Annotated in this window: 26 protein-coding genes and 1 riboswitch; of the genes, 14 read left to right on the top strand and 12 right to left on the bottom strand. The window is 70.6% G+C overall.

Features of this window, described 5'->3' with window-relative positions:
* Positions 1–20: 20 nt before the first annotated feature.
* From OG801_RS13470 to OG801_RS13485, 4 genes are all read right to left on the bottom strand, one after another.
* A complete protein-coding gene (locus OG801_RS13470) occupies positions 21–1088 on the bottom strand; it encodes a phosphatase PAP2 family protein (RefSeq protein WP_355017451.1) in 1068 nt (355 codons plus the stop codon).
* An 11-nt stretch (positions 1089–1099) separates the two neighbouring features.
* The gene (locus tag OG801_RS13475; RefSeq protein WP_406036080.1) at positions 1100–2128 is read right to left on the bottom strand and encodes an ABC transporter ATP-binding protein; all 1029 of its coding nucleotides are present in this window, start codon (positions 2126–2128) and stop codon (positions 1100–1102) included.
* Between the two features lie 18 nt (positions 2129–2146).
* Positions 2147–3805, bottom strand: a complete 1659-nt coding sequence (locus OG801_RS13480) for an ABC transporter permease (RefSeq protein WP_406036081.1) — start codon at positions 3803–3805, stop codon at positions 2147–2149.
* Positions 3802–4863, bottom strand: a complete 1062-nt coding sequence (locus OG801_RS13485; protein ID WP_406036082.1) for a thiamine ABC transporter substrate binding subunit — start codon at positions 4861–4863, stop codon at positions 3802–3804. The genes OG801_RS13480 and OG801_RS13485 overlap by 4 nt, the downstream gene beginning before the upstream one ends.
* A riboswitch (TPP riboswitch) is annotated at positions 4860–4968 on the bottom strand. It overlaps the preceding gene by 4 nt.
* A gap of 30 nt (positions 4969–4998) precedes the next feature.
* On the opposite strand from OG801_RS13485, the gene OG801_RS13490 reads away from it, so the two are divergent.
* Complete coding sequence (locus OG801_RS13490) at positions 4999–5430, top strand: GNAT family N-acetyltransferase (RefSeq protein ID WP_406036083.1); 432 nt, start codon at positions 4999–5001, stop codon at positions 5428–5430.
* On the opposite strand, the gene OG801_RS13495 is transcribed toward OG801_RS13490, so the two are convergent.
* From OG801_RS13495 to OG801_RS13505, 3 genes are read right to left on the bottom strand one after another with little or no spacing between them, the layout of a single operon-like run.
* Positions 5420–6472, bottom strand: coding sequence for an MBL fold metallo-hydrolase (locus OG801_RS13495; RefSeq protein WP_406036084.1), 1053 nt, complete (start codon positions 6470–6472; stop codon positions 5420–5422). The genes OG801_RS13490 and OG801_RS13495 overlap by 11 nt on opposite strands.
* Positions 6438–6881, bottom strand: a complete 444-nt coding sequence (locus tag OG801_RS13500; RefSeq protein WP_355017445.1) for a hypothetical protein — start codon at positions 6879–6881, stop codon at positions 6438–6440. The genes OG801_RS13495 and OG801_RS13500 overlap by 35 nt, the downstream gene beginning before the upstream one ends.
* Complete coding sequence (locus OG801_RS13505; RefSeq protein ID WP_355017444.1) at positions 6878–7234, bottom strand: hypothetical protein; 357 nt, start codon at positions 7232–7234, stop codon at positions 6878–6880. The genes OG801_RS13500 and OG801_RS13505 overlap by 4 nt, the downstream gene beginning before the upstream one ends.
* 16 nt (positions 7235–7250) lie before the next feature.
* Here OG801_RS13505 and OG801_RS13510 point away from each other — a divergent pair, with 16 nt between their 5' ends.
* Together OG801_RS13510 and OG801_RS13515 are read left to right on the top strand one after the other, a co-directional pair.
* Positions 7251–8027 (top strand): putative protein N(5)-glutamine methyltransferase, encoded by a 777-nt coding sequence (locus OG801_RS13510; protein WP_406036085.1) that lies wholly within the window; start codon positions 7251–7253, stop codon positions 8025–8027.
* 222 nt (positions 8028–8249) lie between these two features.
* Positions 8250–8948: a TIGR02206 family membrane protein gene (locus OG801_RS13515; protein ID WP_406036086.1), complete on the top strand. Its 699-nt coding sequence runs from the start codon at positions 8250–8252 to the stop codon at positions 8946–8948.
* Here the strand turns inward: OG801_RS13515 and OG801_RS13520 are convergent.
* Positions 8912–10000, bottom strand: a complete 1089-nt coding sequence (locus OG801_RS13520; protein WP_406036087.1) for a PLP-dependent cysteine synthase family protein — start codon at positions 9998–10000, stop codon at positions 8912–8914. The genes OG801_RS13515 and OG801_RS13520 overlap by 37 nt on opposite strands.
* Before the next feature lie 162 nt (positions 10001–10162).
* Here OG801_RS13520 and mqo point away from each other — a divergent pair, with 162 nt between their 5' ends.
* On the top strand, positions 10163–11626 hold the full coding sequence (gene mqo / locus OG801_RS13525; RefSeq protein WP_406036088.1) for a malate dehydrogenase (quinone): 1464 nt from the start codon (positions 10163–10165) through the stop codon (positions 11624–11626).
* 11 nt (positions 11627–11637) lie between these two features.
* On the opposite strand, the gene OG801_RS13530 is transcribed toward mqo, so the two are convergent.
* The gene (locus tag OG801_RS13530; protein ID WP_406036089.1) at positions 11638–12987 is read right to left on the bottom strand and encodes an FAD/NAD(P)-binding protein; all 1350 of its coding nucleotides are present in this window, start codon (positions 12985–12987) and stop codon (positions 11638–11640) included.
* A 107-nt stretch (positions 12988–13094) separates the two neighbouring features.
* On the opposite strand from OG801_RS13530, the gene OG801_RS13535 reads away from it, so the two are divergent.
* Together OG801_RS13535 and OG801_RS13540 are read left to right on the top strand one after the other, a co-directional pair.
* On the top strand, positions 13095–13670 hold the full coding sequence (locus tag OG801_RS13535; protein ID WP_406036090.1) for an ArsR/SmtB family transcription factor: 576 nt from the start codon (positions 13095–13097) through the stop codon (positions 13668–13670).
* 3 nt (positions 13671–13673) lie between these two features.
* Positions 13674–14933 carry an MFS transporter gene (locus OG801_RS13540; protein ID WP_406036091.1) on the top strand — a complete coding sequence of 420 codons (1260 nt, stop codon included), beginning with the start codon at positions 13674–13676 and terminating at the stop codon, positions 14931–14933.
* On the opposite strand, the gene OG801_RS13545 is transcribed toward OG801_RS13540, so the two are convergent.
* On the bottom strand, positions 14902–15279 hold the full coding sequence (locus OG801_RS13545; RefSeq protein WP_355017436.1) for a hypothetical protein: 378 nt from the start codon (positions 15277–15279) through the stop codon (positions 14902–14904). The two genes, OG801_RS13540 and OG801_RS13545, sit on opposite strands and share 32 nt — an antisense overlap.
* 171 nt (positions 15280–15450) lie before the next feature.
* On the opposite strand from OG801_RS13545, the gene OG801_RS13550 reads away from it, so the two are divergent.
* Positions 15451–16461: a hypothetical protein gene (locus OG801_RS13550; RefSeq protein WP_406036092.1), complete on the top strand. Its 1011-nt coding sequence runs from the start codon at positions 15451–15453 to the stop codon at positions 16459–16461.
* Between the two features lie 12 nt (positions 16462–16473).
* Here OG801_RS13550 and OG801_RS13555 read toward each other — a convergent pair whose 3' ends face one another.
* The gene (locus OG801_RS13555) at positions 16474–17187 is read right to left on the bottom strand and encodes an HNH endonuclease family protein (RefSeq protein WP_406036093.1); all 714 of its coding nucleotides are present in this window, start codon (positions 17185–17187) and stop codon (positions 16474–16476) included.
* 117 nt (positions 17188–17304) lie between these two features.
* On the opposite strand from OG801_RS13555, the gene OG801_RS13560 reads away from it, so the two are divergent.
* Both OG801_RS13560 and OG801_RS13565 read left to right on the top strand, forming a co-directional pair.
* Entirely contained in the window at positions 17305–18120 is an 816-nt protein-coding gene (locus OG801_RS13560; protein ID WP_406036094.1) for an S-methyl-5'-thioadenosine phosphorylase, read from the top strand.
* Positions 18117–19163 (top strand): NAD-dependent epimerase/dehydratase family protein, encoded by a 1047-nt coding sequence (locus tag OG801_RS13565; RefSeq protein ID WP_406036095.1) that lies wholly within the window; start codon positions 18117–18119, stop codon positions 19161–19163. Before OG801_RS13560 ends, OG801_RS13565 begins: the two co-directional genes overlap by 4 nt.
* Here OG801_RS13565 and OG801_RS13570 read toward each other — a convergent pair whose 3' ends face one another.
* Positions 19164–20495, bottom strand: coding sequence for a hypothetical protein (locus OG801_RS13570; protein WP_406036096.1), 1332 nt, complete (start codon positions 20493–20495; stop codon positions 19164–19166). It lies immediately after the preceding gene.
* A 113-nt stretch (positions 20496–20608) separates the two neighbouring features.
* On the opposite strand from OG801_RS13570, the gene OG801_RS13575 reads away from it, so the two are divergent.
* From OG801_RS13575 to OG801_RS13595, 5 genes are read left to right on the top strand one after another with little or no spacing between them, the layout of a single operon-like run.
* On the top strand, positions 20609–21274 hold the full coding sequence (locus tag OG801_RS13575; RefSeq protein WP_406036097.1) for a glycosyltransferase family 2 protein: 666 nt from the start codon (positions 20609–20611) through the stop codon (positions 21272–21274).
* Positions 21271–21924: a DUF2064 domain-containing protein gene (locus tag OG801_RS13580; protein ID WP_406036098.1), complete on the top strand. Its 654-nt coding sequence runs from the start codon at positions 21271–21273 to the stop codon at positions 21922–21924. Before OG801_RS13575 ends, OG801_RS13580 begins: the two co-directional genes overlap by 4 nt.
* Positions 21921–22613: a methyltransferase domain-containing protein gene (locus OG801_RS13585; RefSeq protein WP_406036099.1), complete on the top strand. Its 693-nt coding sequence runs from the start codon at positions 21921–21923 to the stop codon at positions 22611–22613. The genes OG801_RS13580 and OG801_RS13585 overlap by 4 nt, the downstream gene beginning before the upstream one ends.
* Positions 22610–23752, top strand: coding sequence for a molybdopterin-dependent oxidoreductase (locus tag OG801_RS13590; RefSeq protein WP_406036100.1), 1143 nt, complete (start codon positions 22610–22612; stop codon positions 23750–23752). Before OG801_RS13585 ends, OG801_RS13590 begins: the two co-directional genes overlap by 4 nt.
* Positions 23752–24186, top strand: a complete 435-nt coding sequence (locus OG801_RS13595; protein WP_406036101.1) for a hypothetical protein — start codon at positions 23752–23754, stop codon at positions 24184–24186. The genes OG801_RS13590 and OG801_RS13595 overlap by 1 nt, the downstream gene beginning before the upstream one ends.
* The last annotated feature ends 4 nt before the right edge of the window (positions 24187–24190 follow it).

The raw sequence follows: 24190 nt of genomic DNA on the forward strand, positions 1-24190 counted from the left end.
AAGCCTCGATCAAGCCCGGATCAGGTCAGCTCGTGGGCGACCTTCGACTCGCGGTCGGCGATCTCGTCGGACTCCGCGACGAGTCGCCGCACGCCCTTGCGCTGGAACTTCTGGCCGGCCGCGAGCCCGCCGAAGTAGTAGGCGACGAGCGCGATCATCGCGCCCGCGACGTCGTCGGCGAGGTAGTGCCAGCCGAAGTAGACGGTCGCGACGACGGTGATCCCGAAGTTGATCCAGCCGGCCCAGCGGGCGATCTTGTTGTTGATCGTGGCCTGGATCATCAGCGCCACCAGCAGGGTGATGCCGGTGTGCAGCGAGGCGAAGCCACCGACCGACTGCACCACGTTGGCGTCGACGTCGAAGAGGACATGTTGCCGGGTGAAGACCAGCGATTCCATCAGTGTGCTCGCCGGCGTCTCGGGCAGGTCGGCGTAGAGATAGGGGTACTGCAGGCCCGGTCCGACCGTCGGCAGGCAGTAGTACGAGACCGTGCCGAGGATCCAGGCGATGCACTGCGAGCTCACGAACCAGTAGCCGTAGGCGAGGTTGCGCGACCACACCAGCCAGCCGGCGACGGCGAACGGCACCAGCGGCAGGAACCACATGTAGATGTAGGAGAGGAACCAGGCCGCCCAGCCGGTGCCGAGGAGGTCGTGGAGCACGATCGCCGGGTCGGCGCCGAAGAGCACCGCCTTGTCGATCAGGTGCAGCTCGTGGTCGAACTCGTAGGTCTCCGGGACCACGAACGGCAGGAACGACTTGAGGTTCCGGTAGCAGACGTAGACCAGGTAGAAGCAGACGATGCCCAACGCCACGAGCGTCAGCCGCTCACGGGTCCAGTGGGTGCGGAGCCGCTCCTTGAAGATCGGGCCCATGTCCTTCCACTTGAACTTCGCCATCCACAGCGTTCGTGGCACGAGGTCGACGAGGAGCGCAGCTCCGACGAGGAGGGGAAGGCGGAGCCAGGACGGTCCGAGGAAGCCCTCCGGGTCGAGCATGCGCTTGTCGACGATCTGCGCGGTCACGACTGCGATCAGGCCGAAGATCAGCGCGCTGCTGACGAGGAAGATCTGAGCGCGGCGATACATAGCCGCTAATTCTAAGTGGCCGGTGGTTGCTCTGCCGATTCCTGGGTGCCTGATCCATCGGCCGATGCGGGGATCGCCAGCCGATTCGGCTCGACCCTCAGCGTGACCGACTCCCCCGGCGCCGGCGCCGAGTCGGCGACGGCGTCGACCTCACCGACGTCATCGAGACGTACGACGAGCCGGTGCTGCTCCGGCGTGGCCCTGGCCGAGACCACGGTGCCGGTGAGCGGGCCGGCCGGGTCGGCGACGAAGGCCGAGCGGCGGAGCGCGACCGCGCCGGCCGGTGCCATCCCGGCGGCCTTCAGGACCGTGTACGCCGCCGGCCCCTCGAGCACGCGGGCGTAGCCCAGGAACAGGGCAGCCCAGGTGTCCGTCGGCTTCGCCCACACCTCCCTCAGCGTCCCCGCCTGCACCAGGTGACCGTCGCGCAGGAGCGCGATCCGGTCGGCGACCGCGAAGGCCTCCTCTTGGTCGTGGGTGACCATCAGCGCGGTGGTGCCCGCCTCGTGCAGGATCCGTCGCAGGTCGCCCGCGAGCCGTTCCCGCAGCCCGGCGTCGAGCGCGGAGAGCGGCTCATCGAGGAGCAGCAGCCGCGGTTCGACGGCGAGAGCCCGCGCGAGCGCGACCCGCTGCCGCTCGCCACCGCTCAGCGTGCCCGGGAGGCGGTCCTGGTAGCCGCCCAGGCCGACGAGCTCCAGCAGGTCGGCGACCTTCCTCGTACGGTCGGCCGCCGGGATCCGGCGCAACCGCATCGCGTAGGCGACGTTGTTCGCGACGCTGAGGTGCGAGAACAGCTGCCCGTCCTGGAACATCAGCGCGAAGCCGCGCTTGTGCGTCGGCACCCCGCGCAGCGGGCGCCCGTCCCAGCTGATCTCGCCCGTTGCCGGCTCCAGCCCGGCCACGGCCCGAAGCAGCGTCGACTTCCCCGACCCCGACGGCCCGAGCAGCGCCAGCACCTCCCCGTCCGCAAGCTCCAGGCTGACGTCCGAGACGGCCGCCTTCCCGTCGTACGCCACCGACACCTCACGCAGCGACAGCATCGCAACCTCGATCCTGGTTCACAGTGCTCCGATCGAAGGTACGCGGAGACGCTCGACGAGGAGCATCACGACGGCGGTGGTGGCGGCGAGGACGCAGGCGGCGGCGAGGGCCATGCCGTAGTTGTCGGACCCCGGGCGGGACAGCAACCGCAGGATGACGACGGGGAGGGTGGGGCGCTCCTCGCGGACGAGAAAGGACGTCGCGCCGAACTCCCCCAGCGACGCCGCGAAGGCGAACCCGGAGGAGGCGAGCAGCGGCTTCCAGATGGCAGGTACGTCCACGGTCATGACCGCGCGCAACGGCCCGGCCCCGAGCCCGGCAGCGGCCTGGCGGAGACGGTCGTCGACCGAGCCGAGGACCGGCACCAACGTCCTCACCACCAGGGGCAACGCCACCAGAGCCTGCGCGAGCGGCACCAGCCACGGCTCGTCGCGGAAGTCGAGCGGGGCCGAGCCGAGGGTCAGGTAGAGCCCTAGCCCCAGCGTGACGGCGCTGACCCCGAGCGGCACCATGAACAGCCCGTCCAGGACGGAACGTACCCGCCGCTCGGCCACCGAACGGGACCGACGCGTCACCGCGAACGCGACGAGCAGACCGAGGGTCAGCGCGACCAACGTGGCCTGCACCGCAACCGCCAGCGAGGTCATCAGCGCGGTCGTGGCCGGCACCGGCAACGGAGGGTCGAACCCGGGAGTCTGCAGGGCCGTGTAGTTCCCGAGACTCCACCGGTCATCGTCTCGCAGCGACCCGAGCAGCAGGGCGAGCAGCGGCCCGGCGACCAGCAGGACCAGGACCGACGTCGACAACAGGGCCGGGATGTCCCGCAGCGAGACCCGCCGGCGGCGTACGACGACCCGGGACTGCGCCGGGTCCGGCACCGAGCGCAGCCGGCCGGCCACGACCAGCAGCCCGATGACGACCACCAGCTGGAGCACCGACAGCACCGCGGCACCGGGGAGGTCGAACAGGGTGAAGGTCAGCTTGTAGATCTCGGTCTCGATGCTGTTGTAGCGCACCCCGCCGAGGGTGAGCACGATCCCGAAAGCGGTCGCGCAGAAGAGGAAGACCACCGACGCCGCGGAGACGATCGCGGGGCGCAGCGCCGGCAGCGTGATCGTCAGGAGGACTCGCGCCGGCGAGGCGCCCAGCGCTGCAGCAGCCTCCCCGGGACGCGGGTCGAGCGACTCCCAGGCCGCCCCGACCGCGCGGATCACCACCGAGGCGTTGAAGAAGACCAGCCCGAGGATGATCGCGGTCGGCGTCCCGTCGAGCCCCAACCCGGCCAACAGCCCGGCCTCGCCGATGAGCTCGCGGAAGGCGACCCCGACGACGACCGTGGGGAGCACGAACGGCACCAGCAGCCCCGCCCGGATGATCCGCTGCATCGGAAAGCTCAGCCGATAGAGCGCGAACGCGGCCGGCAGCCCGAGCGCGACGCTCAGCACCGTCGCCAGCCCCGAGGACCACAGCGTGAACCAGAGCGCCCGCTGGATCTCCGGGCGCCCCAGGATCCTGGTCACGACCGACGGATCGAAGGATCCCTCGAAGAACAGGCCGCGCTGCACCATCCCGATGACCGGCAGGACGAAGAAGACCGCCAGCACGGCCACCGGGAGAGCGGCGAGCGCGACCAGGGTCCCGATTCGCCGGGTCACAGCACGACGGGTGGAGCTCACTGCGCGATCGTGTCACTCCAGGTCGCCAGCCACGCTTCCCGGTTCTCGTCGATCTCCTCAGGCTCCACCGAGAGCGGCGAGGTCGGCTGCTGCGCGAACTTCGCCCAGTCGGCAGGCAGTTCGACGCCGGAGGAGACGGGGAACACGTACATGCTCTCCGGCAGCGCCCCCTGCACGCTGTCGGAGAGCATGAAGTCGATCAGCGCCTTGGCGCCCGCGGGGTGGTCGGCGCCCTCGAGCACGCCGGCGTACTCGACCTGCCGGAAGCAGGTGTCCAGCAGCGCCTTGGTCGTCGTCTTGCCGTCCTTGACGGTGAAGGCCGGCGAGGAGTCGTAGGAGAGGACGATCGGCCGCGTCCCCTTCCCGCCGCCCTGGGTGAAGTCGGAGTAGTAGGCCTGGTCCCAGCCGTCGACGACCTTGGTGCCGTTGTCCATCAGCTTGCCCCAGTAGTCGGCCCAGCCGTCCTCGCCGTACTCGGCGACGGTCGCCAGCAGGAACGCCATCCCCGGCGTCGACGTCGCCGCGCCGGGGGTCACGAAGAGATCCTTGTACGCAGGCTCGGCCAGGTCGTCGAGCGACTCCGGCGGCGTCAGCTTCTTCGCCGCGAACCACTCGGTGTCGATGTTGACGCACACGCTCCCGTTGTCGACCGGGGTGAGGAAGTGCTTCTCGTCCCCCGGGAGGTTGAACTCGTCGACCCCGGCCGGGACGGTCTCCGGCGTGTAGGCCTCCAGCGCCCCCTGGTCGATCGCGCGGCTGGCGAAGGTGTTGTCGACGCCGAAGACCGCGTCACCGTCGGGGTTGCCGGTGTCCATGGCGATCTTGGTGGTCAGCTCGCCCCCGTCGCCCGCGTGCCGGATCTCGGCGGTGTAGCCGGTCTTCTCGGTGAACTCGGCCAGCACCTCCTTCGGCAGCGTGAAGCTGTCGTGGGTCAGCAGCACGACCGACTTGTCGTCGGCGCCGCTCGACGGGTCGGCGTCAGGCTCGGCGGGGCTGCCCCCGCACGCGGACAGCAGCAGCGCCGAGATAGCAGTGGCAGCGATGGCAGGCGTACGCATGCGCATTCCTGACTCCCTTCGCCGGTATCAACCGGAGCAGGTTCGGAGGGTCTGCGGCGCTGTTCGCCGCACTCTCAGGCCTTCCGGCCTCCCCTGTCTGTTCCCGCCAACACTACTGCTTGCCAGAATCAACCCATGACCGACGTCGCCCTCTCGTCCTTCGACGACCTCTCCCCGAAGACCGCGTACGCCCTGTGGCGGCTGCGCCAGGACGTCTTCATCGTCGAGCAGGACTGCCCGTACCTCGATCTGGACGGTCGCGACCTCGAGCCCGGGACGCGTCACGTGGTGCTGACCGACGGCGACCGGCTCGCCGGCACCGCCCGCATCCTCGACGACGGCGACGTGTGGCGGATCGGCCGCGTCGTCCTCGCCCCCACCCACCGCGGCAAGGGCTTGGCCGACGTGATCATGAAGGCCGCCGTCGAAGCACTCACCGACCGCGACGTCGTCCTCGACGCTCAGTCGCCGCTTGCCGGCTGGTACGCCAAGTTCGGGTTCGTGAAGGACGGCGAGGAGTTCCTCGAGGACGGCATCCCGCACACCCCGATGCGGCTCAAGCGCTGACTGGGGCGAACAGGACGCTGGTCTCGGTCTCCTCGCGGGTGGCCTGACCGCGGGCGGCCAACAGCTCGAGGTGGGCCTTGGTCTCCATGACCGCGAGGCCGGCGTTGAAGTAGTCGAGCTCGGCGAAGGCGCGCTCGTGGCGGGTCCAACCGAGGTCGTTGGCGACCTCGAGCGCGGAGCGCCGACCGGCCTTCAGCGACGCCAGCGACTGGGCCAACCGCGACTCGTGATGGGCCAGGAGCTCGTCGACGCGGGCGTGCGACGACGATGCGACCGGGCCGTGGGCGGGGAGAAGGCGCAGGTCGGGCAGGGTACGGACCTTGGTCAGCGAGGCCATGAAGTCGCCCAGCGGGTCGATGACGGGCACCGGCTCGAAGCCGATGGACGGCGTGATCGTGGGCAGCACGTGGTCGCCGGCGAACAGGACCGAGCCGGCCACGTCCGCATAGACGTAGTGGCCCTGGGTGTGCCCGGGGGTGTGCACGGCATCGAGGTCGCGGCCGGCCACGTCGAGGCGTACATCCCCCTCGAGCCACCGGTCGGGCATCCGCCAGTGGGAGAGATCGGGCGCGGGCGGCGGGTTGGCGGCCCACTTCGCGGCCAACTCGTGCGCACCGGCGTGGGCGAGCAGTCGGTCGGTCGAGACCCAGCCGTCGAGGTCGCCGTTGGTGAGCTCGAGCGTGGGCCGGTCGCCGGCGCCGAGCAGCACGTCCGCGCCGAACTCCTGACCGAGCACCGAGGCGAGCGTGTAGTGGTCGCGATGCACGTGGGTGACCAGGAACCGCCTGATGTCGCCGAACTCGAAGCCGAGCTTCTTCAGCCCGGACTCGAGCGCCGTACGTCCCTCGGTGATCGCCCAGCCACCATCGACCAGCGAGAGCCCGTCGTCGCCCTCGAGGACGTAGATGTTGACCGCCTTGAGCCCGTCCATCGGCAGCGGCAGCGGGATCCGGTGCACGCCGTCGGCGACCGTCCACGCTCCCGGAGCGGACCAGTGCTCCCCCGAGTCAGGCGAGATCGCGGTGGCTGTCGACTGACTCATCCGTCTCCTTCGGGTTGACCTTCCAGAGCCAGAGCAGACCCAGGATCGGCAACAGGGCAGGAACGAAACCGTATCCGCTCCCGAACTTCGACCATACCGAGTCATCCGGGAACCAGGACGGGACGGCCAGGGACAGGACACCGACCACGATGACGCCGGCCAACTCGATCCACAGCATGATCTTCGCGAAGCCCGCCGACCCGGCGGCGGCCCGGCGGATCGCGAACCAGCCCGCGACGTACGTCGCCGCGGCGACGACCGAGAGCGAGTAGGCGATCGGGGCCTCGTCGAAATCGGTGAAGACCTGCACCAGCGACCGGGCTCCCGCGGCGAGCACGAAGATCGCGTAGACGGTCAGCAGCACCAGGTGCGGACCGGAACGAGTCTTGGCAGGGGAGGTCGCGGTCACCGGACCATCATGACGCGTACGGCCACGACACCCGTCGCCAGGGCAGCCGCCGCGATCACGCCCGAGGACCAGGTCGAGCGGTCCCCACGCATCGTCTGCAGAGCGAGCGGCATCAGGCACACCAGCGCGCCGAGGTAGCCCAGGAAGGTCGACAGTGACTCCGGCTTGCGTCCGCCCGACCAGGCCGCCAGCGCACCGATCGCGAGCACGACGGCCAGGATCTCCAGCATCCACGCGACCTGGTCCAGCCACTTCGGCCGGGGCGCCTTCAGCACCACGCCGAGCACGGCCGCGATCGTCACGAACGCGGCATACCCGGCCACGATAAATCCGATCAGGGTCACGGCGTCCACGTGCCAATCTTCTCCAATGACCTCCACCTCTCCCGATCCGGGGCTCGTCGCTCGTCTCCGCGCCGCCGGCTGCGTCTTCGCCGAGGACGAGGCGGCACTGCTCGAGTCCGCCCCGGTCTCCGCCCTGGAGCGGGAGGAGATGGTCGTACGCCGCGTGGCCGGCGAGCCGCTGGAGCTCATCCTGGGCTGGGCCGAGTTCTGCGGGCTCCGGATCCGGGTCGCACCGGGGGTGTTCGTGCCCCGGCAGCGCTCGGCGCTGATGGTCGAGCTCGCCTTCCGGACGGCCGGGCGGGGCGCGGCCCTGAAGGTGCTCGATCTCGGCTGCGGGACCGGAGCGCTGGGCGCCGCCATCGCGGCACGTCTCCCGGACGCGGAGGTCTGGGCCACCGACATCGACCCTGAGGCGGTCGAGTGCGCTCGGGAGAATCTGCCGCCGAACCGGGTGCTCCTCGGCGATCTCTACGACCCGCTCCCCCACGACCTCGAGCTCAACGTGATCGTGGCCAACGCTCCCTATGTGCCGAGCGACCAGATCCGGAACATGCCGCCCGAGGCGCGCGACCACGAACACCACGTGGCTCTCGACGGCGGCGCGGACGGGCTCGACGTCCAGCGCCGCGTGATCGAGCAGGCTCCGAAGCATCTGGCCCCCGGCGGCGTACTCATCATCGAGGCCGGCCAGGAGCAGGCGCCCGTCACCGCGAGCCTGATGCGGGAGCAGGGGCTCGTCGCGGAGCTCCATCACGACGAGGACCTCTACGCGACCGCGGTGACCGGGATCGCTGCAGCCTGAGAAATTTGTAGAGGCCCGGTTAACCGGGAATTCCTGCACCCAAAAGCGAGGCGTCCCTCTGATTGCACACCACCCCCGCAGTGTGCATTCAGAGGGACCGCCACCTGGAAGTTCGTCCACCCCCCACCGGTGGGCGACCTTCACGCCGATGAAACGGGCCACCCGCGGACCCATGACGCGGGTTGGGAAGAATTTTTTCGAGAATCCCGTCAGACTTCCGTCATGCAGGCTTACGGTCTGGCCCACCTGGTGCCGTTGTCCCTGCTCACAGCGGGGATCGTGGCGGTCGTCTGGCTGGGTAGGCGGCAGCGGGCCGACGCGAAGCCGTCGAGATTCTCGCGAGGATTCGCGCTCGCGATCCCGTTGACGACGATCCCGCTGCAGGCCCACGAGTGGGTCACCGACTTCGATCTCTTCATCGATCTGCCGATCCACCTGTGCGACCTGGCGTGGGTCGCGGCGGCGTTGGCGCTGTGGACCCACCATCCCTACCCGACCGCGCTGACCTGCTTCTGGGGCCTCACGCTGACCACGCAGGGCGTCTTCACCCCGGACGTGATGGACTTCCCGGACGTCAGCTACTTCACCTTCTGGGGCCAGCATCTGATGATCGTGACCGCCGCGGTCTACCTGGTCTTCGGGCTCAAACTGCTACCCCGGTGGCGCGACTACGGCTGGACGGTCGCGACCACGGCGGCATGGGCCGCCGCGGCGTACGTCCTCAACCTCGTCCTCGACGCCAACTACGGCTACCTGCGCTACAAGCCGGAGTCGGGCTCGATGCTCGACCTGCTCGGGCCGTGGCCGGTCTACGTCCTCAACGAGATCCTGATCGTCGCGGGCGTGTGGGCGCTGATCACGCTGGGACTGCGGATCTGGGCCCGTCAGGACGGGTCGACGAGGACGCCGGTGCGCTCGTAGTCAGCGAGAGCCGAGGCGTACGGCGCCAGGTCGATGCCCTTCTCGCTCACCCAGCCGTCGTCGTAGTAGGACGAGCGGTAGCGCTCCCCGGAGTCGCACAGCAGCGAGACGACGCTGCCCTCGGTGCCGGCCTCGGACATCTCGCGTACGACGCCCAGCGATGCCCACACGTTGGTGCCCGTCGAGGGGCCGACCGAGCGGCCCATCCGTGCCGAGAGCCAGCGCATCGTCGCGATCGACGCCGCGTCGGGGACCTGGACCATGTCGTCGACGACCCCGCCGACGAAGGACGGCTCGACCCGCGGCCGGCCGATCCCCTCGATGCGCGACGGCATGCCGGTGGCGTAGTCGGAGGTGTCCGCCTCCCAGCCGCCGTAGAAGGCGGAGTTCTCCGGGTCGGCGACCATCAGCCTGGTGGGGTGGCGGCGGTAGTGGAGGTAGCGGCCGATCGTCGCCGATGTGCCGCCGGTGCCGGCCGAGACGACGATCCAGGTCGGCACCGGGTGTCGCTCCTGCGACATCTGGTCGAAGATCGACTCGGCGATGTTGTTGTTGCCTCGCCAGTCGGTGGCCCGCTCGGCGTAGGTGAACTGGTCCATGTAGTGCCCGTCGCACTCGCGGGCGAGGCGCTCGGCCTCTGCGTACATGTCGGGTGCACGATCGACGAAGTGGCAGCGGCCGCCGTGCCACTCGATCAGGCGCACCTTCTCCTCCGAGGTCGAGCGCGGCATCACCGCGACGAACGGCAGCCCGAGGAGGCCGGCGAAGTAGGCCTCCGAGACCGCAGTGGATCCGGAGGAGGCCTCGACGACCGTCGAGCCTTCGTGGAGCCAGCCGTTGCAGACCGCGTAGAGGAACAGCGACCGGGCCAGGCGGTGCTTCAGCGAGCCGGTGGGATGGCTTGACTCGTCCTTGAGGTAGAGATCGATCCCGGCGGCAGCAGGCAGGGGCACCGCGTGCAGATGGGTGTCGGCCGAGCGCTGCGCGTCGGCCTCGACGCGGCGTACGGCTTCGTCGATCCAGGCGCGATGGGAGTCAGAGAGGCGGGGCACCGGCCGAGCGTAACTCCACCCTGATCTGTCCCCGGCATGTGCGGTGAGCCACAATGACAGACGGAAACACGATCGGGTCCGGGCAGTGAAGTTGCCCACAAGTTAGACCGATCTAAGGACCCCGATTAACCATTGCGGCCCCAAAAGCGAGACAAAAGACCTGTGGACGAACCTCTTGACGTAGTGCTGATCGGCGGCGGCATCATGAGCGCCACCCTGGGCGTGCTCCTCCAGGAGCTGGAGCCCAGCTGGTCCATCAAGCTGATCGAGCGGCTCGACTCACCCGCCGCCGAGTCCTCCGGCCCGTGGAACAACGCCGGCACCGGTCACTCCGCGCTGTGCGAGCTCAACTACAGCCCGCAGAACGCCGACGGCTCGGTCGACATCTCCAAGGCCGTCAACGTCAACGAGCAGTTCCAGCTCTCCCGTCAGCTGTGGTCCTTCCTGGTCGAGAACGGCCGCATCCCTGACCCGGACAAGTTCATCCACACCGTGCCGCACATGTCCTTCGTGTGGGGCGCCGAGAACGTCGACTACCTGCGCAAGCGCTACGAGGCGCTCTCGGTCCACCCGCTCTTCAGCGGGATGGAGTTCAGCGAGGACCCCGAGGTCATCAAGGGCTGGGCGCCGCTGCTGCTCGAGGGCCGCTCGGCCAAGTCGCTCGCCGACGAACCGATCGCGGCCACCTGGACCAACGCCGGAACCGACGTCGACTTCGGCTCGCTCACCTCGATCCTGACCCGCACCCTGGTGGACAAGGGCGCTGACCTCGAGACCGGCTCCGAGATCACCGACCTGCACCAGACCATGGACGGCTTCTGGCACATCTACGGCCGCAACGAGACGGGGAAGTACCACCTACGTTCCCGCTTCGTCTTCGTCGGCGCCGGCGGCTACGCGCTGCCGCTGCTGCAGAAGGCCGCGATCCGGGAGATCCGCGGCTTCGGCGGCTTCCCCGTCTCGGGTGAGTTCCTGCGTACGTCCAAGCCGGAGCTCGTCGCCGAGCACCGCGCCAAGGCCTACGGCAAGGCCGCGGTCGGCGCTCCGCCGATGTCGGTTCCCCACCTCGACACCCGCTACGTCGAGGGCAAGACCCACCTGATGTTCGGTCCGTACGCCGGGTGGAGCCCGCGCTTCCTCAAGACCGGCTCGCTCACCGACCTGTTCCTCTCGGTGCGGCCCCACAACCTGCTGCCGATGCTGCGGGCCGGGCTGACCAACATGGATCTCACCGTCTACCTGGTCAAGGAGCTGCTGCGCTCGCCGCGCAAGAAGTTCGACGACCTCCTCGACTTCTTCCCCGCCGCCGACCGCAAGGACTGGGACCGGGTCATCGCCGGCCAGCGGGTGCAGGTCATCCGCCCCGACGGCGTACTCCAGTTCGGCACCGAGGTCATCACCGCCGAGGACGGCACCATCGCCGGCCTGCTCGGCGCCTCCCCCGGTGCCTCGACCGCCCCGGCGATCATGCTCAACGTCCTGCGCCGCTGCTTCCCCGACCGCTGGGACGGCTGGCAGCCTCAGCTCAAGACGATGATCCCAGCCACCGGTCCCGAGCTGAGCGCCGACCCCGAGCTCGCTGCCGAGACCTTCGCGCGTACGGACCGCCAGCTCCACCTCGGCTGACCAGCGGGCGGTCAGCTCGTCAGGTGGGCGGCTACGGCTGCTGCTTGGCCTCGGATCTCGGGGATGGCGGTGGCCTCGTAGAGCGCGCCCTTGCAGGGCGGGCCGACGGTCAGAAGATTGGGTACGACGCTGCCGTCTGCTCCGATGACGTGACCGTCCTCGGTGACGTCGATGCCGAGGCGGAGGGGGTCGGGGGCGATCAGGCCGCGCTTCTGGAGCGCGAGCAGGAGGGGATTGTCGGTGCGGGTGATGTCGGGTGAGGGGCCGGTGCAGTTGATCACCGCGGTGACCTCACGGTCACCGTCGGCCAGGGAGACGACCGGCTGGTCGGCAGCATCGACCCGGCAGCCGAGCACTCCGCCACCGAGGATCTCCAGGCGTCCCGCGGCCCGGTAGGCGTCGAGGAGGGCGGCGATGCGCGGAGCCATGCGGTGGCGGCGTACCTCCCACTCGCGGGCGTAGACCTCGCGAAAGCGACGGCGCTCCGGCTCGGGCAGGCGGCGCCAGATCGACTGGGTCGGGCCACGGAGGCCGTCGATGACGGCACGCCAGTCGACGCCGAGGCCGGCGGCGTGCTCGATCTGGTCGCGTACGAGGCCGGCGATGCCGTCGGCGGTCAGCGGGCCGTCGGGAACCGGGGTCACCCAGGAGGTGAACTGGTCGTCGACGTGGGGGTTGGGGACCAGGCCGTGGCGGCTCACCATGATCACCCGGCGCTCCGGGGAGTCGTCGAGGAGCGTGACGGTGGTGTCGACGGCGGTCAGGCCGGTGCCGACGACGAGTACGGTCGCATCGACGGGCAGGGCGCTGATCCGGGCCACGTCCCAGGGGTCAGACAGGTTCCACGGCGCCTCGGGGAGCCCGGCCAGCGGCTGGGGCGGCGGATTGCCGTAGGCGAGGACGACGGCGTCCGCGACATGTCCTTCGTCGTCGCCGGTCAGCACCCGGAAACCGGCACCGGCCGGCTCCACGTCGATGACCGTCTCGCCGACCGTCTCCAGGGTGCCGGGACCGGTCTGGGCCGCGTGCGCGAGCCGGTCGCGGAGGTAGCGCGCGTAGTCGCGCCGGGGCAGGAAGTCGATCGGGCCGAGCTCGATGCCGGCCTCGGCCGCCCAGTCGAGCAGGTCGTCACGGTCGTCGGGGAAGCCCGACATGTTGTTGGCCCGGACGTTGAGGAGATGGCGGCCGTCGGTGGTCGAGTAGGCCACCCCGTAGCCCGCCTCTCCGCGCGACTCGAACAGCGTCACCGACGCGCCGCGAAAGAGCAGGTTGATCGCGGTCAACGTGCCGCTGGCTCCTCCTCCGATGATCGCCACCGTCGGGGTGGAGGTCGGTTCGGGCGGCAAGGCGTCTGTCGTCACCCCGACACCTTATCTGCGCTATTCGAGGTTTGTTCAGCAGGTTACTTGGATTCCGAAGATTGCAAACACCTATTTGCAAACAAACCTTTGCGGTTTATCGTGGAGGCATGAAAGAGCCGACGATCGTCCCGAGCCTGGAGCAGCTGAAGGCACTCACCCATCCCGTCAGAACGCGCATGCTCGGCATCCTGCGCGTCGACGGACCTGCGACGGCGACGATGTTGGCAGCCCGGCTCGGCCTCAACAGCGGCGCAACCTCCTACCACCTCAGACATCTGGCCCAGCACGGGTTCATCGTCGACGACCAGGAGCGCGGCAACGGCCGTGAGCGCTGGTGGAAGGCGGCCCACCGGATGACCCAGACCGATAGCGACCTGCTCCCCGACAACGAGGAAGCACGCGAGGCGTTCGACGCCTACCTGCAGGTCGTGGTGACCAACTACGCGGAGAAGCTGCAGCGTTCGATCGAAGAGCGTGTCATGTTGCCCGACGAGTGGCGCGAGACGACGACCTACAGCGACTGGATCCCACGTCTCACGCCAGCAAGAGCGATCGAAGTGCGAGATCGCATCATGGCCATGCTCAGCGAGCTCGAGGACGATCCGGACGGCGAGCCATTCACCTTCCAGCTCAACGCCTTCCCTCAGCCGGGCCATCTAGGCAGGGATCCGGAGGCGGACTGAGCGATGCGACTCCCCCTCTACGGCTGGTTGACCTCCAACGCCATCTCCTTCGTCGGGACCCGCCTCTCGATGCTGGCACTGCCATGGTTCGTACTCGAGACCACCGGCAGCCCCACCAAGACCGGATTGATCGCCCTCTTCGAGCTGGCACCCCTCGTGGCCATGAAGATCTTCGGCGGCCCCTTGATCGACAGGCTCGGAAAGCGCCGCGTGTCGATCACCTGCGACCTGGCCTCCACCCTCGTGGTCGGCCTCATCCCGCTTCTGTACGCCACGGGGTGGCTGCACTTCGCCGCCCTACTTGTTCTCGTGGCCCTCGCCGGTGCCCTGCGTGGTCCGGGCGACGACGCGAAGAGCGCGATGATCCCAGAGCTGGTCGCCTCCGCTGGCGTACCCACCGAGCGTGTGACCGGACTGCACTCGGTGGTCGAGCGCACGGCCTCGATGTTCGGAGCGGCCGCCGCCGGCGTGCTCATCGGCGTGGTCGGTGCAGCCAACGCGATCGCTATCGACGCCGTCTCGTTCGCCCTGTGCGCGGTGGTGCTGGCCACCACAACGGCACGTGTCCCTCGCCCTGCCGGGCCTGCGAACCCTGCCGAGGTCAAGGACCCGACTCCCTATCTCGGTCAGCTCGCCGAGGGCTGGAAGTACCTTCGCGGTGACCGCGTGCTGCTCGGGATCGCCATCATGGTCGCATTCACGAACCTCATCGACGCTGCCGCGAGCAGCGTCCTGATGCCACTGTGGGCACAGACCCACGCCAGTGCGCAGACACTCGGCCTGCTGTTCGCCGTCATGGGTGGCTGCTCGGCCATCGGCTCGGCCATCGCAGCCATGATCGGCAACCGGATACGGCGCTACCCGACGTACCTCATCGCCTTTCTCATCACCGGACTGCCGCGGTTCGCCGTCATCGCCGTCGGGGCACCGCTGTGGGCGATCTTCGCGGTCTTCGCCATCGCAGGTGTGTCCAGCGGGTTCCTCAACCCGATCATCGGTGCGATCAAGTTCGAGCGGATACCGGCTCCCCTCGTCGGACGCGTCACCTCCCTCATCGCCGCGGGCGCCTGGGGCCTAATGCCGCTCGGCGGCCTGCTCGGCGGGACCCTGATCTCCACGATCGGCCTCACCAGCGCCTTCGCCATTCTCGGGATTGTGTACTTCGTGGTCACGATGTTCCCCGCGATCGACCCGACCTGGAAGCAGATCGAGCGGCGGCCCGATCCGGCGGCTAGCAGGCTTCCCGCAGCCGCGGAATCCTAGGGATGCCGCCGAGTCGCTTGTTGTAGCGGACGTTGTCGGAGTAGCCCTCCAGGAGCGTCCAGAGCGCCTTGTGGGCCGGCCACGGGATGGCCTCGCCGGGGAACGCCCAGCTGGAGCCGAAGCCGATCCAGACCGGGACCCAGTCCTTGGCGCAGTCCCACTCGCCGCGTTTGGACATCAGCAGCCGGTGGCGGACCTGGAACGCGAGCCGCTGCCCGTCCTTCACGATCGGCGCCGCGCACACCCGCCACAACGGCATGTCGAGCGACATCAGCTCGATCTCGATGTCGCCCAGAACGCGCGGGTCCACCAGGACCGTAGCGACGTTCTCATGCGGGCGCCTCATGAACATCACGCTAGCGGCGAGCACCGACAAACGTGACTGGATCCGCCAGGAGCGAACAGCGCGACCTGATTCGCGCCCCCGTCGGACAAGACGTACGCAGCGGGCCTATCATCCCTCCCAATCTCGATCGGGCAGGGAGGCCCGAGTGGAGGATCGAGGAAGGACCCTACGTTGGCACCCCCGAGGCAGCCCAGAACGGGCGAAGAAGCCGAGAAGTACGCCGCGGAGCATCTGCATACCCTCGGCTGGCCGGACGCTGCCCCATCAGGCAGCACCGCGGCCGCCGACATCGACATCATCGGCGGCCGACCGGACAACGTCGTCGTCGCGCAGGTGGTGCTCACCCGCTCACCGACCGAGGCGCGCAGCGTCTGTGCCGTACGCGGCGCGGGCTACGCCTACGACGCTCGGACGGTCGCGCTGTTCAGCCGCGCGGGTTACACCGTGGACGCGGTCGAGTGGGCCGACAGGGTCCGGGTCGCGCTCTTCGAGTTCGCGGCCGACGGCTCGATCCGGACGCACGGCAAGCACGCGGCCGAGCTGGTCACCACCGCCACGGCCCCCGCGCCGACCTCGACCCTCGGCCGGGCACCCGAGCCGGCCGCCGGCCGGCACATCGACTCCACCCGCACCGGCAGCTTCAACTTCACCTCGAAGATCCCCGCGATCAGGCCGCGCCGGAGGGCAGCGGAGAAGCCGGCCGACGAGATCACCCCGGATATCGCCGCGAGTGTGGCTCCGGGCGTCGCTCCGGACGCGACCGCGACGACCGTCGAGAAGATCGCCGGCCCGCTGACCGGCCAGGTCCCGGCGTACTCGACCATGAGCATCCCCAAAGCGCCCACCCCGCCGCCCGGTGAGCGCTGGGTCCCGGACGGCCTCGGGCCGATCCTCCACACGATCGCCCGGGTCTCGCAGCTGCCCGTCGTGCTCGTCCTGGGCTCGGACCGGCGGGTCGAATGGGTACGGCAGACGTTCCAGGTCGGCACGATCACGGTCACCGACGAGAGCGTGCTGCCGATGCTGCTCTCGCTGGTGACGGGCCGGGAGTCGCAGTACGAGAGCGGCGAGTCCTATCACAAGGTCGACGGCCTCAAGCCCCAGGGCGAACGGGCGCTGGAGTCCTGGCGGGCGTGGGAGGCCTACGACCGCGCGATGGCAATCTATCGCCGGGCGGTCTGACCCTCAGGCTGCTCAGCAGTAGGCGAGCATCTCCCCGAGCGCCCGCCGCTCGCTGCCGTCGGCGGCGAGCGACCAGCGGGTCTTGGTCTCGATCCAGCGGGCTGCGTACGCACACTGGAACCCCTTCCGCGGACGCCAGCCCGCCGGGTCGTCGTCCCTCTTGCTCATGTTGGTCGGGCCGTCGACGGCGAGCAGGTTGCCGAGGTCGTTGGCGAAGGCTCGGCGCCGCTCCGGGGACCAGCCGCTCGCGCCGGAGCGCCAGGCCTCCGAGAGCGGCACGACGTGGTCGATCTGGATCGCCTGGGCCTGTCGGGGCTGCTTCAGGTCGGTGAAGACCAGGCGCCTGCCGGTGTAGGGGTCGACCCACGTCCCGGCGAGCACGTCGTGGTCGCAGCGCCCCTGCGGCCGGGTCCGCACCTCGACGGCGTCGCGCAGAAGCACGTCGTCGCGCTGGTTGCACCCGTTGCCGTCGCGGTCCACCCAATCCCCGCCGAACGACGAGCGCGCGTAGGCAACCAGCCCGTCGGGTCGCCTCGCGACCGTCGCCAGCTCCGCGAGATCACCGCGAGCCGCGGACACGTCGACCGGCCCCGCTGAAGGCTCCGCGGTCGCCACCGGCGGGGTCCGCCGTGTCGCCGGCGCGTCCTCGGGAAGCCACAACGAGACCGCCCAGCCGGCGACCGCCAGCAGGACGACCAGCACTCCCAGCGACGTACGTCTCCCCACGCCGTCGCATTGTGCCCGCGACCACCGACATCGATCCGCCTCCCGGCAGGTATTACCGAACGATGACGGATGTGCCGAACCCTGTCGCCGAGGGGTCAGCGCTGGCACAGTGAAGGCATGACTGGGCAGGACATGGGACAGGCACCCCGCGCCGAGGTCGGGGTCATCGGCGGGACCGGGCTCTACGAGTTCTTGACCGATGCCGAGGAGGTGGCGGTCGAGACCCCCTACGGCGATCCGTCCGCGCCGGTCACGGTGGGCACCGTCGCGGGCCGGTCGGTGGCCTTCGTGCCCCGCCACGGCCGCTCGCACGAGTACCCGCCGCACGCCATCCCCTACCGGGCCAACCTCTGGGCGCTGAGGTCGCTGGGCGTGACCCAGGTGCTCTCCCCGAGCGCCGTCGGCGGTCTCCGCGCCGATGCCGTCGCGACTGGTGACCTGGTCACGCCCGACCAGCTCGTCGACCGCACCTGGCGCCGGATCCCGAGCTATGTGGAGAGCGGCGCCACGCACGTGCCGCTCGCCGATCCCTACTGCGCGCGGATCGCCAAGGCGTACGCGGCCTCCGATCCGTCCGTGAAGGTCGGTGGCACGCTCATCGTGATCGAGGGTCCGCGGTTCTCGACCCGCGCGGAGTCGCTCCACCATGCCGCCCAGGGCTGGACGCTGGTCGGGATGACCGGCGCCCCGGAGGCGGCGCTCGCCCGCGAGCTGCGGATGTGTTACGCGCCGTTGTGCCTGGTCACCGACATGGACGCGGGTGCGGCCGAGGGCGAGGGCGTCGACGAGGACGACGTCTACGCGCTCTTCGCCGCCAACCTGGAGCGGATGCGCACCATCTTGGCCGACACGATCGAGGGCCTGCCCGACCCGGCCGGCTGCTCCTGCTCGACCTGGGCCGAGGGCAAGCACCTCGCCTACGAGATCCCATGAGGGTCTTGCTGACCGGGTCCGCCGGCTTCATCGGCACCGCGATCGGCCGGGTGGTGGAGGATGCCGGCCACGAGGTCGTACGCGTCGACGTGCTGCTGCCGATGGCCCACGGCGAGGCGGCCGAGGCGCCGACCGGGACGAACCTCCTCGACGTACGCGACGCCGGGGGCTGGGGCGATCTGCTGGACGGCATCGACGCGGTGTGCCACCAGGCGGCTGTCGTCGGTGCCGGCGTGACCGTGGCCGATCTCCCGCTCTACGCCGCACACAACGACCTCGGCACCGCCGCGCTCCTGGCCGCGATGAGCGCGCACGGAGTCTCCCGGCTGGTGCTCGCCTCCTCGATGGTCGTCTACGGCGAGGGCCGCTACGTCTGCGAGACCCACGGCGACCGGGTCCCGCCGCCGCGCTCGCGGGCCGCGCTCGACTCCGGCGACTTCGAGAACCACTGCGACCTCTGCGGCGGCGCACTGACATGGGCCGCGGTGGCCGAGTCCGCCAGGCTAGACCCGCGCAGCTCGTACGCAGCCAGCAAGGTCGCCCAGGAGCACTACGCCTCCGCCTGGGCACGTCAGGCCGACGCGACGGCGATCGCGCTGCGCTACCACAACGTCTACGGGCCGCACATGCCCGCGGACACGCCCTACTCCGGGGTCGCCGCCATCTTCCGGTCGTCCCTGGAGCGGGGCGAGGCGCCGCAGGTGTTCGAGGACGGCGGCCAGCAGCGCGACTTCGTCCACGTCGACGACGTCGCCCGCGCCAACCTGGCGGCACTGGAGGCGACCGCCGAGCGGTCACGCGGCGAGCTGGCGGCCTACAACGTCGCCTCCGGGCACCCGGTCACGATCAGCGAGGTGGCCTCGCTGGTCGCGCGCGGAACCCGAATGGACGTGGCGCCGGTGGTCACCGGGCGCTACCGGATCGGGGACGTACGCCATGTCGTCGCCTCTCCCGAGCTGGCGGAGAAGGAGCTCGGCTTCCGTGCCGAGGTGCTGCCGGAGGTAGGTCTGCCTGCCTTCGCCACCGCGCCCCTGCGGACCTAGTCACCAGCTCGTGTAGAGCAGGTGCTGGACGAGCAGCGCGGTGAGGAGCTGCAGGGCCAGGCCGGGTCGTCGCCAGCGCTCGGGAAGGAGGGCGCAGCCGAGGGTGAGCCAGGGCATGAACGGCAGCCAGATCCGTTCCACCTCCGCCCGGCTCATCTGGGAGGCGTCGGCGAGGGCGACCATGATCACCGCGGCCGCGACCAGGACGACGATCACCCGGTCGGCCTGTTCGCGGCGGGCGGCCCAGGTGGCGCCGAGCCCGGCGCCGACGAGCGGCCCGGCGCTGATCGCTAGCGCGGCCAGGTTGCCCCAGGTCCAGTACGCGCCCGGACGCTGGCTGGCCAGCCCGTCCCAGTAGCGCTCGACCAGCACCGGATACGCCTCCCACCAGGCGAAACCGCCAGCGGCGAAGGTGAGCACCACCGCGAGCGCCGATGCCGCCGCGATCGGCAGCACCCACCAACCTCTCCCGAGCCAGAGCACCGCCAGTGCGAGCACGCCGGTGAGCGGGAGGCCGTACGACATCATCACGACGTAGCCGAGGAGCAGGCCGGCGACGACCGCCCACGGCCAACCCCGACCGGCCCCGGCCCGGCAGGCGAGCGCCAGGCAGCACATCCCCCAGGCGACCACGACCGCCATCACCGCATCGGCCGATACCGCCAGGAACACCGCGCTCGGAGACAGCACCAGGTAAGGCGCCGCCGCCCGTGCCGCGTCCTCGGCGCCGAGGACCCGGACCGTCGTCATGACCGCCGGCGGCAAGGTCGCGGCGAGCGCGATGACGACCATGCCTGCGGCGAGATCTCCACCGAGACCGACCTTCACCAGGAGCGCGAAGAAGAGCACCATCCCGGGCGGGTGGCCGGCGATGTGCACCGGCCAGTTCCCCTCCGGGGCGTCGTAGGGGATCCGGGAGACGTACTCGCGCAGCAGCCCCGGTACGTCGTCGACCGCCCTGGCCGTCTCGAGGTACTCCGTCGGGTTACCCAGCACCCGCGAGATGCCGTCGGGGCCGTCCACAAGCCCCAGCGCCAGCAGCCACACCAGGCCCGCGGCGTACGCGACCAGGAGCAGGCGCCGCCAGGGCAGCCGCCGTGCCATCGGGTCCGCCCAGCGCAGCGACGCGAGCGCGAGCAGGATCGCCGGGAGCGTGCCGATTCCCGCCTTGACCTGCGGGTATCCGTGGAGCGGAGGGAACGTGCCGTCGTCGAGGTGCACCCGTGGCCACACCTGCCAGTCGAGCAGGGGCGGCACGACGACGGCCGTCACGACGAGGGCGACCGTGACGACGAGCCCCATCAGGGCGGCGCGGTGAGCTGAGGAGTTCACGACTGCGAGCGTAGGTCCGCGACAGCTCGATGGTCGCCGACGCACGGGCCCCGTCATCGGACCGTAAGATCTGCGGGCCCCATCGGCGGCGGCGCGTTCCTAGAGTCGTTCGCATGGCCGAATCCAGCCCCGATACAGACCTTGTGCTGCCCTGCCGCGACGAAGCTGCCGCCCTGCGCGAGCTGCTGCCGCGCGTGCCGGCGGGACTCTCCGTGATCGTCGTCGACAACGGCTCGACAGACGGCACCGCCGAGGTCGCCCGCGCGCAGGGGGCGCGGGTGGTCTCGGAGTCGCGGCCGGGATATGGGGCGGCGGTCCACGCCGGGCTGATGGCCGCGACCGCTCCCTATGTCGTGGTGATGGACGGCGACGGCTCCTTCGATCCCGCTGCCGCGCTGCCCCTGGTCGAGACGATCAGGCGTGACGAGGCCGACCTCGCGCTGGGCCGCCGCAGGCCGGTGACCCCGGGGGCACAGCCGTGGCACGCCAGGGTCGGCAACCGGCTGGTCCTGGCCGCGCTGCGGCGTCGCACCGGTCTGCAGGTGCGCGACATCGCCCCGCTGCGGGCGGCCCGCCGGGAGGCGCTGCTCGGCCTCGGAGTGGAGGACCGGCGCTCGGGCTACCCGGTCGAGCTCCTCGATCGCGCGGCCCGCGCCGGCTGGCGGGTCCACGAGATCGACGTCGACTACCACCCGCGGACCGCCGGGCGCTCGAAGGTCTCCGGCTCCGTGCGGGGAAGTCTGCGGGCGGCGTACGACTTCTGGCGGGTGCTCTCATGACGACGCTCCTTCTAGTCGCCAAGGCGCCCGTGCCCGGCCTGGTGAAGACCCGGCTCGCGGCCGGCGTCGGGGAGGCGACCGCCACGGCCGTCGCGGCGGCCGCTCTGCTCGACACGATCGAGGCGTGCACGCTGGCCGTGGGGCCGGACCGACGCCGGCTCGCCCTCTCCGGCGACCTCGCCGACGCGCTCCGAGCCGACGAGATCCGGGCCGCCCTCACCGGGTGGACCATCGCCCCGCAACGCGGGAGCGGACTCGGGGAGCGGCTCGCGAACGCCCACGCCGAGGTCTCCGGTCCCGTGGTGCAGATCGGCATGGACACCCCGCAGGTGACCCCGGCCGAACTGCTGGCCGTGGCCGGCGGCCTGGACGCGGCCGATGCCGTGCTCGCTCCCGCCGAGGACGGCGGCTGGTGGGCCCTGGCGCTCCGCGACCCGTCGGCCGCCACCGCGCTGCGCGACGTACCCATGTCCACCCCTCAGACGTACGCAGCCACCCGCTCCGCGCTCGAAGGACTCGGCCTCCGGGTCGCCGCCGGTGAGCGGCTGCGCGACGTCGACCACCTCGCCGACGTCGATCCGGTCGCCGCAGCCGCCCCGCACACCCGGTTCGCGAAGATCGCGGCCGAGATCGCGCGGGTCGCCCGATGACCGCGGTGGCGGCCGAGTCTGCGTTCGCGCACGCCTTCGCCAGCGAGCGGTGCCGGGTGGTGACCGTCGATGGCATGGCCTCGCGACTTCCGGTCGAGGACTGGACCCGCACCGCCGACGCCGCGGACCTCGCCCTGCTCTCCTACTGCGCCGGACCGACGGTCGATCTCGGCTGCGGCCCCGGGAGGATGACCGCCGCGCTGGCCGCCCGCGGGCTGCCGTCCCTCGGCGTCGACATCGTCCCGGAGGCCGTTGCCCAGACCGAGGCCCGCGGTGGCCGCGCGGTCTGTCGCGACCTCTTCGAGCCGTTGCCCGGTGAGGGCTGGTGGACGACCGCTCTTCTCGCCGACGGCAACGTCGGGATCGGCGGGGACCCGCTCGCCCTCCTCGCCCGCGTACGCCGGCTGCTCGTGCCGGGCGGCCGAGTGGTGGCCGAGGTGCACCCGCCCGGGACGCCGAGCGGCCGGCTGCTCGCGGAGCTGGTCTGCGGCTGCGGCGGCTCCTCGCAGTTCCCGTGGGCGGTCGTCGGCGCCGACGCGATCGGATCGATCGCCGCCGAGGTCGGTCTCGCGGTGAGGCGGCTCGAGCCGTTGCCGCATCGCCGGACACAGCCCCGCCGGTCCGTCCCGGCCCCGTTCACCCCCGCCGGCGACCGCTGGGCCGCCGTACTCGTCGAGGACGCCGCATGAGAATCCCTTCGGAGGACTCGTTCAGCTCACGCCTGCGCAGCGCCGCTGTCGCCGCGCGAGTCGGACTCTGGCTCGGAGTCTGCTTCCTGGTCGCGCTCGTGACCGGCCTGATCAGCCACTACGCCCAGGTCGACCATCAACCGGTGCCGCTTCCGGCCAGCCCGTCGCGGCTCTACCAGCTCACCCAGGGCCTGCACGTCGTCGCCGGCACCGCCGCGATCCCGCTCCTGCTGATCAAGCTGTGGGTCGTCTTCCCCAAGCTCTTCCAGCCGATGCCGCGTCAGGTCCGGGAGGCACTGCCGACGGCACTGGAGCGAGGCTCGATCGCCGTCCTGGTCAGCACCTCGCTGGTCCAGCTCACCACCGGTCTGCTCAACGTCGCGCAGTGGTACCCCTGGGGCTTCAGTTTCCGCAGCACCCACTACGCGCTCGCGTTCGTCGCCGTCGGTGCGCTGCTGGTGCACATCGCGGTGAAGCTGCCGGTCGTACGCGACGCCCTGAAGGGTGACGTCGACGACACCTCCCACGACCGGCCGAACGCGGTCCGGCCCGGGCCGGTCAGCCGACGCGGCGTGCTCGCCCTGGCCGGCACGTCCGCGGTCGCCGCCGCCGTGCTCTATGCGGCGGGCACCGTCCCCGGCCTCAGTCGGATCGCCGCCCTCTCGCCACGTTCCCGTGAGCACGGCATCCCGATCAACCGCACCGCGCACTCGGCCGGCGTGGTGGCCGAGGCGAGCAGCGCCGCCTACCGGCTCGAGGTCGTCCACGGCACCACGACCCGGTCCTTGACCCGCGATGACCTGGTCGCCATGGAGCAGCGCACCCACACTCTCCCGATCGCCTGCGTCGAAGGCTGGAGCGCCTCGGGCGAGTGGGGCGGCGTACGTCTCCGCGACCTGCTCGACCTCGTCGGCGCCCCGCCTGGACGAGAGGTCCGGGTCCGGTCGATCCAGACGTTCAGCGCGTCGGCGGACACGGTGCTTCCGCCGAACTTCGCCGATGACGACCGGACCCTGATGGCCCTCATGCTCGACGGCGAGACGCTCTCGATGGACCACGGCTACCCGGTCCGGCTGATCGCGCCCGACCGTCCCGGGGTCATGCAGACCAAGTGGGTCTCCCGGATCGAGGTGCTCTGATGAGAGGCATGCGCGGAGGGCTGATCCTGCTCGGGGCGGTCGGGATGGCGTACGGAGCCTGGCTGCTGGTGAGCACACAGGACCTCGGCCAGATCGTCGAGGTCGTCCTCTGGCTGGCGGCGGCGGTCGTGATCCACGACGGGATCCTGGCGCCGGTGGTGCTCGGGCTCGGGTGGGTCGGTGGCCGGCTGCTCCCGCGGGCCGTCGCCCGCGGCGCGGTGACGGTGCTGGTGCTGCTCGGACCGGCCGTTCTGGTGGCGATCCCGGTCCTCGGCCGGTTCGGCGCGAAGCCGGACAACCCGACGCTGCTGGACCGCGACTACACCCAGGGGCTGCTGGTCTTCGCGGCTCTGTGCGTGTGCGCCGGTGTCGCCGTCGCGCTCGGCGAACTACGCTCACGACAGCCCGCCCGGGCGAACGTCGAGGAGGAGTAGGACC

Source organism: Nocardioides sp. NBC_00163 (assembly GCF_045206295.1).
Taxonomy (GTDB): Bacteria; Actinomycetota; Actinomycetes; order Propionibacteriales; family Nocardioidaceae; genus Nocardioides.